This is a genomic window from Actinocatenispora thailandica, assembly GCF_016865425.1.
Classification (GTDB): domain Bacteria; phylum Actinomycetota; class Actinomycetes; order Mycobacteriales; family Micromonosporaceae; genus Actinocatenispora; species Actinocatenispora thailandica.
On sequence record NZ_AP023355.1, the window covers coordinates 6201362 to 6217541 of the forward strand.

General features: G+C 71.9%; 13 protein-coding genes and 1 pseudogene. 3 read left to right on the forward strand and 11 right to left on the reverse strand.

Annotated elements, in window-relative coordinates; all coding sequences use genetic code 11:
* Positions 1 to 78 precede the first annotated feature (78 nt).
* A complete protein-coding gene (locus Athai_RS34495; RefSeq protein ID WP_239157211.1) occupies positions 79 to 1071 on the forward strand; it encodes an SAM-dependent methyltransferase in 993 nt (330 codons plus the stop codon).
* A 296-nt stretch (positions 1072 to 1367) separates the two neighbouring features.
* Here the strand turns inward: Athai_RS34495 and Athai_RS27785 are convergent.
* The 6 genes and pseudogenes from Athai_RS27785 to Athai_RS27810 all read right to left on the reverse strand — a co-directional run.
* Positions 1368 to 3059: pseudogene (locus Athai_RS27785) on the reverse strand (bifunctional metallophosphatase/5'-nucleotidase); the annotation flags it as partial.
* A 174-nt stretch (positions 3060 to 3233) separates the two neighbouring features.
* Positions 3234 to 4109 carry a helix-turn-helix domain-containing protein gene (locus tag Athai_RS27790; protein WP_203964214.1) on the reverse strand — a complete coding sequence of 292 codons (876 nt, stop codon included), beginning with the start codon at positions 4107 to 4109 and terminating at the stop codon, positions 3234 to 3236.
* A 108-nt stretch (positions 4110 to 4217) separates the two neighbouring features.
* A complete protein-coding gene (locus Athai_RS27795; protein ID WP_203964215.1) occupies positions 4218 to 5999 on the reverse strand; it encodes a glycoside hydrolase family 36 protein in 1782 nt (593 codons plus the stop codon).
* A 12-nt stretch (positions 6000 to 6011) separates the two neighbouring features.
* Positions 6012 to 7337 carry an ABC transporter substrate-binding protein gene (locus Athai_RS27800; RefSeq protein ID WP_203964216.1) on the reverse strand — a complete coding sequence of 442 codons (1326 nt, stop codon included), beginning with the start codon at positions 7335 to 7337 and terminating at the stop codon, positions 6012 to 6014.
* A 79-nt stretch (positions 7338 to 7416) separates the two neighbouring features.
* A complete protein-coding gene (locus tag Athai_RS27805) occupies positions 7417 to 8247 on the reverse strand; it encodes a carbohydrate ABC transporter permease (protein ID WP_203964217.1) in 831 nt (276 codons plus the stop codon).
* A gap of 10 nt (positions 8248 to 8257) precedes the next feature.
* Positions 8258 to 9259: a carbohydrate ABC transporter permease gene (locus Athai_RS27810; protein ID WP_203964218.1), complete on the reverse strand. Its 1002-nt coding sequence runs from the start codon at positions 9257 to 9259 to the stop codon at positions 8258 to 8260.
* Between the two features lie 337 nt (positions 9260 to 9596).
* Here Athai_RS27810 and Athai_RS27815 point away from each other — a divergent pair, with 337 nt between their 5' ends.
* Positions 9597 to 10121, forward strand: a complete 525-nt coding sequence (locus Athai_RS27815; protein WP_203964219.1) for a CGNR zinc finger domain-containing protein — start codon at positions 9597 to 9599, stop codon at positions 10119 to 10121.
* A 118-nt stretch (positions 10122 to 10239) separates the two neighbouring features.
* Here the strand turns inward: Athai_RS27815 and Athai_RS27820 are convergent, their stop codons facing one another.
* The 3 genes from Athai_RS27820 to Athai_RS27830 form a co-directional block, all read right to left on the reverse strand.
* Entirely contained in the window at positions 10240 to 10959 is a 720-nt protein-coding gene (locus tag Athai_RS27820) for a DUF2625 family protein (protein WP_203964220.1), read from the reverse strand.
* An 11-nt stretch (positions 10960 to 10970) separates the two neighbouring features.
* Complete coding sequence (locus Athai_RS27825) at positions 10971 to 11795, reverse strand: sugar phosphate isomerase/epimerase family protein (RefSeq protein ID WP_203964221.1); 825 nt, start codon at positions 11793 to 11795, stop codon at positions 10971 to 10973.
* Between the two features lie 108 nt (positions 11796 to 11903).
* On the reverse strand, positions 11904 to 12833 hold the full coding sequence (locus Athai_RS27830; protein ID WP_203964222.1) for a Ppx/GppA family phosphatase: 930 nt from the start codon (positions 12831 to 12833) through the stop codon (positions 11904 to 11906).
* A gap of 331 nt (positions 12834 to 13164) precedes the next feature.
* On the opposite strand from Athai_RS27830, the gene Athai_RS27835 reads away from it, so the two are divergent.
* A complete protein-coding gene (locus Athai_RS27835) occupies positions 13165 to 13965 on the forward strand; it encodes a DUF3109 family protein (protein ID WP_203966339.1) in 801 nt (266 codons plus the stop codon).
* A gap of 203 nt (positions 13966 to 14168) precedes the next feature.
* On the opposite strand, the gene Athai_RS27840 is transcribed toward Athai_RS27835, so the two are convergent.
* Positions 14169 to 14849 carry a response regulator transcription factor gene (locus Athai_RS27840; RefSeq protein WP_203964223.1) on the reverse strand — a complete coding sequence of 227 codons (681 nt, stop codon included), beginning with the start codon at positions 14847 to 14849 and terminating at the stop codon, positions 14169 to 14171.
* A 12-nt stretch (positions 14850 to 14861) separates the two neighbouring features.
* Positions 14862 to 16106, reverse strand: a complete 1245-nt coding sequence (locus tag Athai_RS27845) for a sensor histidine kinase (protein ID WP_203964224.1) — start codon at positions 16104 to 16106, stop codon at positions 14862 to 14864.
* Positions 16107 to 16180 lie beyond the last annotated feature (74 nt).

Here is a 16180-nt window from a genome sequence, read left to right on the forward strand (position 1 = left end):
ACGGCACGGCGCGCGGCACCCGGGACGGCACGGCGCGGAACGAAGCACCCGGGGCGGCGCGGGCGGCAGGATGGCGGGATGGCGGAGACGAACGACCGGGTGCGGTGGCGGACGGCGATGCGCGCGGCGCTGTACGGCGACGGCGGGTTCTTCACCGCGGGCGCCGGGCCGGCGGGGCACTTCCGGACCAGCGCGCAGACGGTACCGATGGCCCGGGCGATCGGGACCCTGCTGGTACGGCTGGATGCCGCGCTGGGCCGGCCGGACCCGCTGGACGTGGTGGATCTCGGCGCCGGCGGCGGCGAGCTGCTGACCGCGCTGGCGGCCGGGACTCCGGCGCAGCTGGCCGGCAGGGTTCGCTACACCGGGGTCGAACTCGCCGGGCGTCCCCGGCTGCTGCCGTCGACCGTCGAATGGCGGACAGAGCTGCCGGACCGGGTGACCGGGCTGCTGCTGGCCACCGAGTGGCTGGACAACGTGCCGGTGGACGTGGCCGAGGTCGACGCGGACGGGGTGCCGCGGCTGGTGCTGGTCGACCCGTCGACCGGCGCGGAGACGCTCGGCCCGGCGGTGACCGGGCGCGACGCCGGCTGGCTCGACCGGTACTGGCCGTTGACCGAGCCGGGCGCGCGCGCCGAGATCGGCCATCCGCGCGACGACGCCTGGGCCGACGCCACCGCCCGGCTGGTCCGCGGCGTCGCGGTCGCCGTCGACTACGGGCACCGCGCCGGCGCCCGCCCGTACCCGGGCACGCTCACCGGCTACCGGCACGGGCGGCAGGTCCCGCCGGTACCGGACGGTTCGACCGACCTGACCGCCCACGTGGCCTGGGACTCGTTGCTCGTGCCGGGCGACGCGCTGGTACGGCAACGGGAGGCGTTGCGCGCGCTGGGTGTCACCGGGGAGCGGCCGCCGCTCGCGGACGCGGCGGCCGACCCGGCCGGGTATCTGCGGGCGCTGGCCGCGGCCACGCACGCCGCCGAGGTGACCGACCCGACCGGCCTGGGCGGCCACGACTGGCTGCTCCATGCCGCCGGTATCGGCCTGCCGACCCTCGCCATCCCCGGTTGATCATGGTGTTGTCCGGTGGGGCAAGCGCATTCCGTCCAGACGACACCATGATCAACTCCTCGGTAACCGGGGCGGGCGGCGAGGCGGGGTTCAGTGGGGGGTGCGGACGCCGGGGGTTCGGGGCGCGCGTGCGGGCCCGGCTGCGGCGGCGGGGTGTAGGACGGGGCGTGCTGGGTGGTGGCGGACCGGGCCCGGCCGAGTGCCGGCGGCGTGACCACCGTGCGCAGCCGCAGGTAACGGATGAAGCCCTCGTGGTCGAGGCTGTGCCGCACCGCGTCGGTGTACTCGGTGAACGCCGGATAGCCGTCGTAGGCCAGCACCGTGTACGCGTTGGTCGCCACCCGGTAGCTGCGGCCGAGGTCCAGCGGCTGCCCGTCGATCGTCACGGTCGCCGGATCGACCCGCTGCCCGACCGGCTTCGTCACGTCGTAGACGTAGCGGACCTGCTGCGACACCGCGACCGGGGCGTACTGCACGGTACCGTCGGCCTGGGTCTGCCACTGCTGTTCCAGGCCGCGGTGGAACGCGTCGCCGGTCATCGTCACCGTCACGATCGGGGAGTCGAACCCGTACGACTTCCACGCCTCGCCGTAGCAGATCACGCCGTCGTCGTCGCCCGCACCGGTTCCCTTGGCGTACCGGAGATCCCCGGCCAGCGCGCTGCGTCCCTTCGGCGGCAGGACCGGCAGGAAGCCGAACTCGGCGGTGGCGCGCGGGCCGTCCTGCCTCGCATCCCACACGATGAAGTCGGCGACGAAGTTGCCGAACGTGCTCTCCCCGTCGTCGTTCGGGGTGCGCACCAGATCGCCGGTCTGCCGGGCGATCCGGGTCGCGGCCAGCCGGTCCGAGGCGGCCGACCAGTAGTCGGCGATGTCCTGCACCTGCGGGTCGGCCGGCACGTCGCGGGTGACCGCGTGGTTGGTCGCGGTGGTCAGCTCCCGCACGAACCGGCCGGTCGTCGGGTCGAGCTTGAGGCCCACCTCGGTGATGACCTGGCCGTAGCAGCCGGCCTCGGTCACCGGTCGCGGCACGCCGTCGGGTCCGGGCACCATCATGTTGAACCGGCAGTGCCAGTGCCCGGTGACGATCGCGGCGATGTCCGGGTCGGCGACCGCGGCCAGGTCGAACGCCGGCCCGGTCGGATTGGTACCGGAATTGAAGTCGGGGCCGGCGTAGCCGCCCTGGTGCATCACCACGACCAGCGCTCTGACGCCCCGTCGCTGCAACGCGGCGGCGGACCGGTTCGCCGCCGCGATCAGGTCGGTGGTGGCGAGCGTCGGCTGGTACGAGCAGTTGAAGCCGGGGCCCTCCACGCAGCCCTCGACGGTCAGGTGGATGAACCCGACCGGGATCCGCCGACCGTGCCCGGCGTCCACGTACTCGATGTTGTACGCCGGGGCGATGAGCCGGTTGCCGTCCCGGTACACCACGTTCCCGGTGTAGTACTTCCAGTCGGCGCCGTGGAAGCGCCGGCCGGTGGAGTCGACGAAGTCGACGAACGGCTCGTCGTACGGGTAGCGGTGGCCGTCCTGCATGTGCTGGAACAGGAAGTCGGTGCCCTTGTCCAGCTCGTGGTTGCCGACCGAGGAGAAGCGCAGACCCAGCGCGTTGAGCACCTCGATGGTGGGTTCGTTGTTCTGCGAGTCGACGTAGTAGGGCCAGCCGGAGAAGTTGTCCCCGGACGAGCAGAGGATCGAGTTGGCGTGGCCCTCCCGGATCCGCTTCAGGTGGGTGGCAAGGTATCCGACGCCACCGACCTGCAGCTTGACGCCGCCGGCGCCGGTGATGATGCCGCCGTCGTTGTCGGCCGGCGGCTGCAGGTACCCGTGCAGATCGGTGATGTTCACCAGCTGGACATCGATGTACCCGTTGGTACTGGCGGGATCCGCGGCGGCGGCCGTGGACAGTGCGGTGGGGCCGACCGCGACACCGGCGGCGAGGCCACCGCTCGCGGCGAGAACGGTACGGCGACTGATCGGGGTGTGCATGGCTCTCCCGTCGTCCCGGGGCACCCGCGATCCGCATGAGAGTCCACTATGGACATCGAGGGGCCGGGTCGGGGGTGGTGTGCCGGGGCGGCACACGCCACGACCCTACGAGCGCGCCGCAGCCAGCCCCATACCGTGTCGCGCTACGGTTTTGCCCGATACTGCCGCGCCGGGTCACATCGGCTGGTGGCTGCGCACCCGGCTGCGATACGCGGTCGGCGACAGGCCGTACCGGGCGTGGAACTGGCGGCTGAAGTAGTAGGGCGAGCAGAAGCCGGCGTCGGCGGCGATCCGACCGACCGCCCGGTCGGAGAACTCCAGCAACGAGGCGGCCTTGCGCAACCGCACCGCGAGCACCACGTTCACGATCGAGTCGCCGACCTCGCGGCGGAACAGGTGGGACAGCCGGGAGGCGGACAGCGACACGTCCCGGGCCAGCTCCGCCACCGTGACCGGCCGCGCCGGGTCGGCCACGATCCGGTCCAGCACCTGCTGGATGCGCGGATCCAGCAGCTGCGTCCGGCGCTGTTCGTGCACCACCGCGGCGAGCAGCAGGATCTCCTCGATCGCGTTGAGCGCCAGCTCGGTGGCGAAGATGCCGGTCCGACTGCGCGGCGTCTCCACCACCCGGCCCTCCGGCGCGTGCACCGTGGCCTGCGTCGCGTTGCGGTGCACCCGCTCGAACGCGGCGACCGCCTCGCTCAGCCGGTCGCCGGTGCCCAGTCTGGTGAGGCTGAACCCCGGTGCCAGCTCCGGCAGCCGCAGCCAGGAGAACCACGCGGTACGCGGCTGGAAGTGCGCCCACCAGTAGCCCCACGGCGGGCCGTCCGGTGCGGCCCGGTAGTGCTGCACCGCGCCGGGTGCGATCACCACCAGGTCACCCGGCTCGATCGTCAGGTGCCGGCCGTCGGCCCAGTAGTCGGCGCGGTTGGCGACGGTGAGGCTCACCATCCAGTTGCGGGCGCCGTTCTCCCGGTACACGGTGAAACCGGGGGTCTCGTCGAACCGGCCGGCGCACAGCAGATCCGGCGCCGGAACCTCCGTGTACACCGCCGCTCCCTCCCGCCACCGCCGCACGCCGCGGACACGCCATCACCGCACGGCATCCGCGGCCGTCGGCCGCGGCGCCAGCCCGCTCGGCGCCGACGCCACCGCTGGTCAGCCGACCGCGAGCTGCACCCACCCCGCCCGGGGCACCGCGATCCGCGCCAGGCCGGGCGACAACGTCGCCGCGGGCACCGGTACCGGATCGCCGCAGTGGTCCCGCACCGCGGTCACCCGGACACCACTCGCCGTGGCGATGTCGGCCACCAGGCCGTCCGACCCGGTGGCGTTGACCAGTATCACCGCCGGACCGTCGGTGTCGTCAACGGTGACCGGCAGCTCCGCGTACGCGGCGGCGATCGTCTCGCCGTCGCCCCGGGCTCGCACCACCGGGTACGCCAGGTCCGGCCGGGACGGTTCGATCGCCCCGCCGACCAGGGTGTCCGAGTGCTCGGTGTGGAAGCCCAGCCAGTGCGTCAGCATCCGCCGGTGCTCGGCCGGCAGCTCGGTCAGCTGCACCGACACCTGCGGCACGCTGAACAGCGCGCACAGCAACTGCTCCGCCGCGTACGTGGCCGATCCCGCCGGATTCCACAGGATCGGGTCCGAGTGCACGGTACGTCCGGGCAGCAGCAGCCGGACGTCGAGTGTCCGGGTCCGGTTGTCGACGATGTCCATCGGGCAGTCCGCGGCCCGGAACAGGTTGCCGAACCGCTGCATCGCCGGCCCGGTGTAGTTCTGCCGGAACTCCAGCAGCACCGTCGACCGGCGCCGGGTCAGCTCGGCGCGCAGCTCGGTGAGCCAGCGGGCCACCGCGCTCTCCACGTCCGGTACGTCGGTGCCGGTACCGGCCGGCGGCGGGTCGGCGACCAGCCAGGCGTCCAGGAAGTCGAGCTTGAAGCCGTCCACGTCGGTACTGTCCAGCAGCCGGGCGCACACGTCCGTCAGGTGCGCCCGTACCTCCGGGTAGCGCGGGTCGAGGATGTCGGCGTCCTGGGCGGACAGCGAGCCCAGGGTGCGGTCGGCGAACCGGGCCCGGGCCGGGCTGCGCCGGCCGAGCAGCGGCGGCGCCAGCCACAGCAGGTAGCTCAACCCGGCCGCCCGCACCCGCGCCACGTGCCCGGCCAGGTCGCCCATCTTGCCGGCGGCCACCTCCCAGTCACCGCAGTACCAGTAGCCGCGGGAGGTGTCGTCGGTCTGCCAGCCGTCGTCCACGATCACCGCACCGAACCCGAGCGCACCGGCGTCCGCGGCGGCCCGCTCGATCCGGTCCGCGGTCAGTTCCTGATGCATCGAGTACCAGGTGCAGTAGGTCGGTGCGCGACCGGCGGGCGGGGCCGGCATCGGCGGTTCCGGCAGCAGACCGTCCCACCAGGCCGCCACGTCGGCCAGCGCCGTCCAGTACGGCAGCCGGCGGCGGTCGATGCGCAGCACCACCGGCTCCTCGTCCCCGGACAGGGAGATCCGTACCGTGCACCGGAACCGGGCCGACTCCTCCCGGATCCCCTCGCGCCGTACCTGGATCCGGTGCGAGGTCTCGGACAGCGACCAGCAGGCCACGTTGCGGTCCGCCGCGTCGACCAGCGCGCCGACCGGCGCGGACCGCAGCAGGCTCACCGAACGCCGCGACGCCCACTCGGCCGGCAGGTGCCGGCGCTGCGCGTAGTCGGGCTGCCAGTACACCGTGGCGTCGCCCACCGGTACGTCCCAGTCGATGTCCAGCGTCCCGGCGCCCGGCGGCGCGGTCACGTGTATCTCCAGCACGTCCGGCGCGGCCGGGACGACCTTCCCCTCCGGCTTGCCGGAGTCGGCTTCGAGGTGCAGTCGGATTCCTTGTACGTCAAGCGAATCCGCGGGCGGCGGCGCGGTGGTGAGGGTCACCGGGTCGGTCGGCATGCGCGACTACCTTTACTTGGTGGCGATCTGCTGGTTGAGCTTGCTGACGAGGCTGCGGGCGGTCGGCGGGACCGGCTTGCTGCCCTGGAACATCGGCTGGAACGTGTTGTCGATGGTGGTCTCGCAGGCGTTCCACACCGGCGTTTCCGGCAGCAGCGTGGTGGGCCCGGTCGCGGCCTGCTGGAACGGAGCGAAGTCCTGCCCCTTGCCCTTCCAGTAGTCGAGGTAGGACTGGCCCTCGGACTTCAGCGCCGGCCACACGTAGCCGCCCGATCCCATGATGTGCTGGGACTCCGCCGACGCGAACCACTTCACGACCTCCCAGGCCGCCTTCTGGTTCTTGCCGGTCTTGGCCATCGCGAACGACAGTCCGTTGACGTTGTTGGCCGCGCCCTTCGGCCCGGACGGCAGGTTGGTGACCCCGACGGTGAACTTCACCTTCGGCACGATGAACGGCAGGATCGCGTTGACACACGGGTACATCGCGACCTGCCCGCGGTTGAACAGGTCCAGCGCGGCGCCGGCCGACGGCGGGAACGCGACGTGCCACTTGTTGATCAGGTCCGACTGCCACTGCAGCGCCTGGACCGCCTTGGACTCGTCGAAGGTGAACTTGCCGAACGGCTTGTCCATGAAGGTCCCGCCGTTCTGCGGGATCCAGTTCAGGTACTGCGTCTGGTTGTGGTTCTCGGCGCAGAAACCCCACTGCTCGACGTGCTTCGGGTCGAACCCGGCCTCGTCCGGGTGCTTGCCGTGCCGGTCCACGGTCAGCTTCCGGGCCAGCGCGAGCAGCGTGCCCGAACCGTCCGGCGCCCACGTCAGCTGACCCGGGTGCGGCAGTCCGGCCGCCTTGAACAGGTCGGCGTTGTACACCATCCCGGTGACGCCGAAGTCCGCCGGCATCCCGTACAGCTTCGACCGGTACTTGTACGACTCGACGACCTGCGGGTAGAAGGCGGACGTGTCCACCGAGTCCCGCTTGACCAGGTCGGTCAGGTCGACCAGCACACCCTGGGTCACCAGCTCCGGGAAGTAGGAGACGGTGTTCCAGAAGATGTCCGGCCCCTTGCCGGCGGCGACCTCGGTGGTCAGCTTCGACCAGTACTGCGGGTAGGGCAGCTGCTCGACCTTGACGGTGATGTCGGGGTTCTTCTTGTGGAACGCCGCCGCGGACTTCTCGTAGCCCGGCTGCTGGGTCTCGTCCCAGATCCGGAACACGACCGTGCCTTTGCCGCTGCCCTGGCCGCCGCCGCTGGTGCCGCCGCAGGCGGCGAGTCCGAGTGCGGCGGCGCCGCCGGTCATCGCGGTGAGCACCGAGCGCCTCTGCCATCCGTGCATGGTGCAGTCTCCTCGGGTCGTACCAGGAGGCCCGACCCGAAGGGTGTCGGCGCCTCTGACGGAAGTTGGTGGTGCGCGGTCACTTCAGGCCGGTGAGCGCGACCGAACGCACGATGGAACGTTGGAACAGCAGGAAAACCACGATCAGCGGCACCAGCGCGACGAAGCTGCCGGCCATCATCAGGTTGTAGTCGGCGCCGAGGTTCCCCTGCAGGGAGGCGATCCCCACGGTCACCACCCGGGTCGAGTCGGACGAGCTGATGATCAGCGGCCACAGGAAGTTGTGCCAGGAGAAGACGATGGTCAGGATCGTCAGGGTGCCGAGGATCGGCTTGCTCAGCGGCAGGATTACCCGCAGCAGGATCGACATGGTGCCGGCGCCGTCGATGCGCGCCGCGTCCTCCAGGTCGGCCGGCAGCGTCTGGAAGAACTGCCGCATCAGGAAGATGCCGTACGGCGAGCCGAGCAGGTACGGCGCGACCAGCCCCAGCCAGGTGTCCACCCAGCCGATCTGCCGCATGATCAGGTACAGCGGGATCATCGTGACCACGTTCGGCACCATCAGCGTCGCCACGTACGCCCAGAACAGCAGTTGCCGTCCGGGGAACCGCATCCGGGCGAACGCGTACGCGGCGAAGGTGGTGAACACCAGCTGCCCGATCGTGAGTACGACGGTCAGCAGCACGGTGTGCCACAGGTAGGCCAGGAACGACACGTTCGCGATCGAGCCGTCGAACAGCGAGACGAAGTTCGCCAGGGTGCCCGGCACCGCCGGCAGCCACGGCGCCGTCGAGTTCAGCTGCGGCGCCGTCTTCAGCGACGTGAACACCACCATCAGGTACGGGAAGACCGACACGAACGCGCCGACCACCAGCACCGCGTACACGGCAAGCTTTGCGCCGCGCTTCATCGTCGATCCCCTAGCTGTAGTCGTACGTGGTGCGCTTGCGGAAGTAGAGCACCTGGGCGAGCGTGAGCAGCAGCAACAGGCCGAACAGCAGCATCGCCAGGGCCGACGCGTACCCGTCGTCGAAGTTCTGGAACGCGGTGGCGTAGATCTTGAAGTTGAGCACCGTGGTCGCGTCGTCCGGCCCGCCCTTGGTCATCGCGAACACCGTGTCGAACACCTGGAACGACCCGATGATGCTGGTGACCAGGACGAAGAACATGGTCGGGCGCAGCAGCGGCAGGGTGATCGCGAAGAACTGCTGCACCCGGCCGGCGCCGTCCAGCCGGGACGCCTCGTACAGGTGCTCCGGGATGCCCTGCAACCCGGCCAGGAAGAACAGCATCGTGTAACCTGTGCCGCCCCACACCCCGACCGCCGCCACCGCGGGCAGCGCCAGGGCCGGCGAGGCGAGCCAGGCGACCGGGTCGACGCCGAACAGGCCGAGGAAGCCGTCCAGCGCCCCGTTCTGGGTGGAGAAGATCCACTTCCAGACCTCACCCATCACCACCGGCGTGGCCATCCAGGGGATCACGAAGAACGCCCGCAGGAAGCGGATCCCGCGCAGCCTGGTGTTCAGCAGGATCGCGAGCAGCAGCGCCAGGATCGTCTGGGCCGGGATCGCGATCAGCACGTACAGTGCGGTCACCGCGACCGAGTGCCAGACCGTGCCGTCGCCCGCCATCCGCCGGTAGTTCGCCAGCCCGACGAACTCCGGCGGCGCCAGCATGCTCCACTTGAACAGGCTGACGACCGCCACGATCACCACCGGCGCCAGCAGGAACGCCAGCACCCCGAACAGGCTCGGCCCGAGGAACGCGTACGCGGTCGCCGCTTCGCGCAGCCGGCGGGCGCCGGCGCCCCGGCGGGTCGGTCGCGCCGGCCCGGCCGGTACCGCGGGATCCCGGCGGGCGGCGGTACCCGGGGGTGACGAGGCGCCGCTCGGCGCGCGAGACGTTGCCGCGGGCCCTGACATCGCCGACACCTCCGCTCCGGTACGCATGCATGCGGACGCTGCCGAGCGATCCGGCGTGGCGCCACGGGAAGCGACCGCCGCGGGCCCGGATCACCCGGTTGTCCAGGGACGTTGTTCGGGATCGAGGCTAGGATCCGGCCCCGGGCAGGGACATGGCCGGTGTTGCCGTGCTTTTGTCCGATCCTGCTGCCCGCTCACCGGACCACCGGCGCGAGCGACGGTGACCGGTGCCCGTTTCACCCGTTACCCGATGCGATCATCACGAACAGGCATGAGTTGTGACCGCACGGTGCCCCGCCGGTTGGTTACCGACCACGATTTTGTCTACCGTAGGTCCGTGGACTTCGACGCGTACGCGCAGACGGCGGTCACACTGGCGAACCTCCCGGCCGACGACCCGATCGACCCGGCGGTCGTCTTCGGCCCGGACACCCGGGCCGCGCAGGAGGCCGGGGAGCGCGATCTGGCCACCGTGCGACGCGCCGGCAGGCGGCTGCGGCGGGTGTTCGAGCTCGGCGCCAGCGGTCGCGACAGCGACGCCGTCGACGAGCTGAACGCGCTGCTGGTCGCCTATCCGGTGCAGCCGCACATCTCCGGCCACGACGGCAAGTCCTGGCACGTGCACGTCACCGGCCGCGGCTCCACCGCCAGCGCCGAACACATCGCCGGCGCGGTCTGGGGGCTGTCGGTGTGGCTGTGCGAGCACGGCAGCGACCGGTTCGGCGTGTGCGCCGACGAGCACTGCGGCAACGTCTACCTGGACACCTCGTCGAACAACTGCCGCCGGTTCTGCTCGGAGCGCTGCGCCACCCGCTCGCACGTCGCCGCCCACCGCGCCCGCAAGCGCGCCGCCGCCGTCTGATCCCGCCCCGCCCCGCCCCGGCCGGGCCTCGTTGATCATGGCGTTATCTGGTGGGTAAGCGCTTGCCGCAGCAGACAACGCCATGATCGACACGGACCCGCGCGGGCCGTGCGGGCGGTCAGGCGCGCTTGGCGCGCTCCGCGGTCAGCTCGTCGAGCAGGCCGTACAGCTCGTCGGTGCCGACGGCCTCGCGTTCGGAGCCGGCGATCTGCGCCCGCCCCTCCTTCGTGTACACCGGCGGGTAGAGCGACAGCAGCCGGTCCGGCGGCACCGCGGACACCTCCGCCTCCCAGCCGGGCCAGCGCAGGTCGTGGTAGAAGTCGACGATGGCGCCGCCGACCAACAGCGACAGCCAGTCGCGGTAGGCCCAGGACAGCGGTTCCCAGCGCAGCGTGTCCGGCCCCAGGTAACAGATCTCGCCGGGCTCGCCGGGCAGCACGACATTGTCCACAGTGGACTCATCGGTGTCCGGGTGGCGACCCCGGATCACGTACCGACCGCCCAGCACGTCGGCACCGACGAGCAGGTGACCCGCAGCCTCCGGGTCGGGGTTGACGGCCGCCAGGTCGGGCAGCCGACGCTGCGGGCAACCCCCGCCGTACACCCGGAGCCAGCCGTTGTCCACCAGCACGCCGCCGGTGTGCATCGCCATCGCGCCGAGCCAGCTGTCCGCGGTGGCACCGATCTGGCGCAGGCACCGCTCGCCCGCCGCCGGGTCGACCGGTAACACCTCCACCGAGACCGCGCCGTCGGACAGCATGGCCGAGATCTCCGGCCACGCTGGACTGCCCTGCATCACCAGGTCGCGACGCGGCCTGGCTCGTCCGGTAACCGCCATGGGGGAAGCCTCTAGACGTCGGCAGTGGAGGGAAGAGTCAGATGGGTCCGGGCGAACGCGAGGGTCTCGGCCAGCGCCGCCTCCCGGCCGGCCCGGTCCATCTTGCGGGTGGCGATCTCGACGCCGACCGACTGCACGTGGCCGTCGGTGGCGAGCTTGCGCAGCACGTCGGCGCACGGCATGGTGCCGCGGCCGGGCACCAGGTGCGCATCCCGGCCCGGCGAGTTGCCGTCACCGAGATGCAGATGGGTCAGCGCGGAACCCATCCGGTCGGCGAGCGCCAGCGGGTCGGCGCCGGCCGCCGCGCAGTGCGAGATGTCCAGCGTGTAGTCGTGGTAGCCGACCACCGTCGGGTCCCAGTCGGGCGAGTACGGCACGAAGCGGCGGCCGGCCATCTTCACCCAGTACATGTTCTCCACGGCGAACCGGACACTGCGGTGCGCGGCGCGCAACTTGTCCAGCCCGGCGGAGAACGTGCGGGCGTACTCCCGCTGCCAGAAGAACGGCGGGTGCACCACGACGGTGCCGGCGTTGAGCTCCTCGGCCATCACCGCGGCGCGGCGCAGCCGCTCCCACGGGTCCGGACTCCACACCCGCTGGGTCATCAGCAGGCACGGCGCGTGCACGGTGCCGATCGGGATGTTGTAGTGCTCGGCCAGGCCGCGCAGCGCGCCGATGTCCTGGCTCACCGCGTCGGTCCACACCATGATCTCGACGCCGTCGTACCCGAGTTTCACAGCCAGCTCGAAGGCCACCGCCGTCGGCTCCGGATACACCGCCGAGGTGGACAGCAGAACCGGGACCGGGTGCCGACTGTGCTTTGCGTCGGATGTCACCGGTACAGCCTAATAGCCAACGCAGCCGCCGGCATCATCACCCTCCGTAGACCACCCGGACACGGCGCCTGCCGCCCCGCTGACCTGCGGAATCGTCGCGGGCGTGGGTCAGGTGCCGCGGAGCCAGTCCAGCCGCCGCAGGATCACGCCCTCCCGCAGCGCCCACGGGCACAGGTCGACCGACGGCAGTTCCAGCCGGCCGAGCGCCTGCTCGGCCACCACGCCGCCGGCCAGCAGCTGGTGCGCCCGCGCCGCGCTCACCCCGTCCAGCTCGGCCAGCCCCGCCGACGGGATCCGGCGGACGAAGCCGAGGACCTGGTGCAGCCCGGTCCGGGTGAGGCTGCGCGGCACCCGGATGCCCGCGGCCGACGGCGCCGCGCCGGCCAGCCGGGCCAGGCTGCGAAACGTCTTGGAGGTGGCGACCGCGCGGTCCGGCCGCAGCGACCCGAGTTCGGCGACCACGCCGTCGAGCAGGCCGCCGACGTGATCGGTCAACGCGGTCAGCTCGGCCGCGCACGGCGGGTCGGCGGACAGCCACTCGCGGGTCAGCCGGCCGGCGCCGAGCGGAACCGACAGGGCGACGTCCGGCGACTCGTCGATGCCGCAGGCGACCTCCAGCGAGCCACCGCCGATGTCCAGCACCAGCAGTGTCCCGGCCGACCAGCCGAACCAGCGCCGCACCGCGAAGAACGTCAGCCGCGCCTCGTCCACGCCGGACAGCACCTGCAGATCGACCCCCGCCTCGGTACGGACCCGGTCGAGCACCGCCGCCGAGTTCGTCGCGTCCCGGACCGCGGAGGTGGCGAACGCGAGCAGGTCGTCGGCGCCGATCCGGTCGGCCTCGGCGTGCGCTTCGCGTACCGCGGCGACCAGGGTGTCCGCGCCGGTCCTGGTGAGCGTGCCGTCCGGGCCGATCTGCTCGGCCAGCCGCAGCGTCCACTTCATCGAGGTCACCGGCCACGGGTGGGCACCCGGATGCGCGTCCAGCACCAGCAGATGCACGGTGTTGGACCCGACGTCGATCACTCCGAGCCGCACGAATCCGAACCCTAGCGGTTCGCCGGGCACCGGGGCGCCCGGCGCGGCCGGCACATCGCGGCGCCATTCGACGCCCGGACCGTTCGGGCGAGGGCGTGCGCCCGCCGCGCGGTACTGGGTGCGAACGGGGTTGAAACAGGGCGAAGTATCACGAGCCGCGCCCGCGGCCCCGGTGCCCCGGGCTCGGGCGGCAGCACCGCGCGGTTACGGCCGAGTCCCGCTCGCCGACCGCCTTGCACCCGGCGGCCGGCATTCGTTGCCGGGGACGTCGCCCGACGCCCGGACCACTGCGTACGCTGGTCGGGTGGCGACGAAGCGGGTACAGGTGCAGGTGACGGTCGAGGACCCGGACGAGCCGAGGTCTCGTGAGGTGCCGCTCGACTTTCCGCGCGAGTGGATCGAGTTCACCGATCCGACCGACGACGAGCACGTGGTGCGCGCCGACCTGACCTGGCTGCTGTCGCGCTGGCAGTGCATCTTCGGCGCCGGCTGCCACGGGATCATCGCCGGGCTGGCCGAGAACGGCTGCTGCTCGCACGGCGCGTTCTTCACCGACGGCGACGACGAGAAGCGGGTCCGCGCCGCGGTCAAGAAACTCACCCCGGAGACCTGGCAGCACTACACCACCGGGTTCAAGAATTGGACCGAGGTGGACAGCACCGACGGCGAGGCGGACGGCCGCAAGACCCGTGTCGTCGACGGCGCCTGCATCTTCCACAACCGGGCCGGCTTCTCCGGCGGGTACGGCTGCGCGCTGCACGCCCAGGCGCTCCGCGACGGCGTGCACCCGCTGGAGTACAAGCCGGACGTGTGCTGGCAGCTGCCGATCCGCCGGCTGCAGGAATGGGAGGACCGGCCGGACGGCACCCGGGTGCTGGTCGACACGCTCGGCGAGTACGACCGGCGCGGCTGGGGCGAGGGCGGCCACGACCTGCACTGGTGGTGCACGTCGTCGCCGGAGGCGCACACCGGCGGTGAGGCCGTCTACCGGTCGTACGAGCCGGAGCTGACCGAGCTGATCGGCAAGGAGGCGTACGGGCGGCTCGCCGAGCTGTGCGCCGCCCGGGAGAAGCGCGGCCTCGTCGCCGAGCACCCCGCCACCGCCGCCGCCCCCAAGCGCCGCCGCCGCTGACCCCGGCCCCGCCCAGTCCCCGCAGACCGAAGCGAAGCGAGGCCCCCCACCTCATTGCCCTGACGGTGATGTGTGACGACGTGAGCGAGGCGAGTCCGATTCGTTCGCTCGCAAGCCGAGCCCGGGCGCCGTGTGCGTCAGCACTCAAGCCCGGGATCGGCACCGCGAGCGGGCGAATCGGTTCGCCGCAGCGCCACCAACCCTCACGACTCGAACTTGTAGCCGAGGCCGCGGACGGTGACGATGTAGCGCGGGCTGGACGGCTCGGGTTCGATCTTGCCGCGCAGCCGCTTCACGTGCACGTCCAGCGTCTTGGTGTCGCCGACGTAGTCGGCGCCCCAGATCCGGTCGATCAGCTGGCCCCGGGTGAGCACCCGGCCGGCGTTGCGCAGGAACATCTCCAGCAGCTCGAACTCCTTGAGCGGCAGGGAGACCCCGTCGCCGCCGACGGTGACCACGTGCCGGTCGACGTCCATCCGGACCGGGCCGGCGGCGAGCGTCGGCGACTCGGCCTCGGTGGGTTCGGACCGGCGCCGCAGCACGGCGCGGATCCGGGCGACGAGCTCGCGCGGCGAGTACGGCTTGGTCACGTAGTCGTCGGCGCCGATCTCCAGCCCGACCACCTTGTCGATCTCCGCATCGCGGGCGGTGACCATGATGATCGGCACGTTGGAGCGCTGCCGGATCTGCCGGCACACCTCGCTGCCGGACATCTCCGGCAGCATCAGGTCGAGCAGCACGATGTCGGCGCCGGTGCGCTCGAACGAGGTGAGCGCCTCGGTGCCGGTGGCCGCGACGGAGACCTCGAAGCCCTCCTTGCGCAGCATGTACGACAGGGCGTCGGAGAACGACTCCTCGTCTTCCACGACCAGTACGCGGGTCACGGCGGTCCTTTCTTACGGGCGCGGGGCGGGCGCCCCGGGTTGTACCTCTGCTTGTCCGATGTCTTCGGCGATCTCACCCGGGTTGTGCTCCACCGCGATGTCGGCCGGCGGGCGGCCGGGTAGCCGCAGTGTGAACGTCGAGCCGACTCCGACGGTGCTGGTCACGTCGACGCGGCCGCCGTGGTTGGTGGCGATGTGCTTGACGATCGCGAGCCCCAGCCCGGTGCCACCGGTGGCCCGGGACCGCGCCTTGTCGGCCCGGTAGAACCGTTCGAAGATGCGGTCCAGGTCGCGCGGTTCGATGCCGATCCCCTGGTCGATCACCGACATCAGCACGGTGTCGGCCCGGTGGTCGGTGCGCACCGTGACGGTGGTGTGCTCGGAGGAGTACGCGAGGGCGTTCTCGACCAGGTTCGCCAGCGCGGTGGCGAGCTGCGTCTCGTTGCCGTACACGGTGTGCCCGTGCTCGCCCTCGGCGACCACGGTGATCTGCTTGGCCTGGGCGGTGGTCCGGGTCCGGTCCAGGACCTCGGCGACCAGCCGGTCGGCGGCGACGGGTACCGGGTCGGGCAGCGGCTCGGCGCCCTGCAGCCGGGACAGTTCCAGCAGTTCGGTGACCAGCCGGCCGAGCCGGGACGACTCGTGCGCGATGCGCTCGGCGAACCGGCGCGACGCCTCCGGGTCGTCGAGCGCGTCCACCAGCGCCTCGCCGAGCAGTTGCAGCGCACCGACGGGGGTCTTCAACTCGTGGCTGACGTTCGCGACGAAGTCGCGACGCACCCGGGCGACGCGGTGCGCCTCGGTGACGTCCTCGGCCTCCATCGCCACGTACCCACCGGCCAGGCCGACCAGGTGCACCCGGACGCCGAGCCGGTCCGGGCCGTCGGCGGCGGCGTCCGGCAGGTCGCGGCGGTTCAGCTCCAGGTCGACGTCGCGCTGCTGGCCGGGCTGGGTGACCCGGCAGCCGAGGGTATGCAGCACCGAGTGCGGGGTCAGCCCGCCGGCTTCGGCCCGGACCAGCCCGAGTCGCCGCGCGGCCGGGTTGGCCAGCACGACCTCGCCGTCGCAGCCGAGGACCACCAGGCCGACCCGCAGTGCGGCGACGCTCTCCTCGATCAACGCGGCCCGCGCGGATCGAACGACTGGTTCCGGCACGGTGGCGGCCTCCTGCTCCGGCGGTGCCGGCTCCCTCGACGGGGCCTGCCCCGGTTCGGCGGCGCTCGGCCAACCGCGACGACCACGCAGGGTCGCGATCATGCCGAGGCCGCCGACCAGCAGCCCGGCGAGCCCCCGACGCCGAGTGCTGCCCAGTCCACGCGGCGATCGTAGGC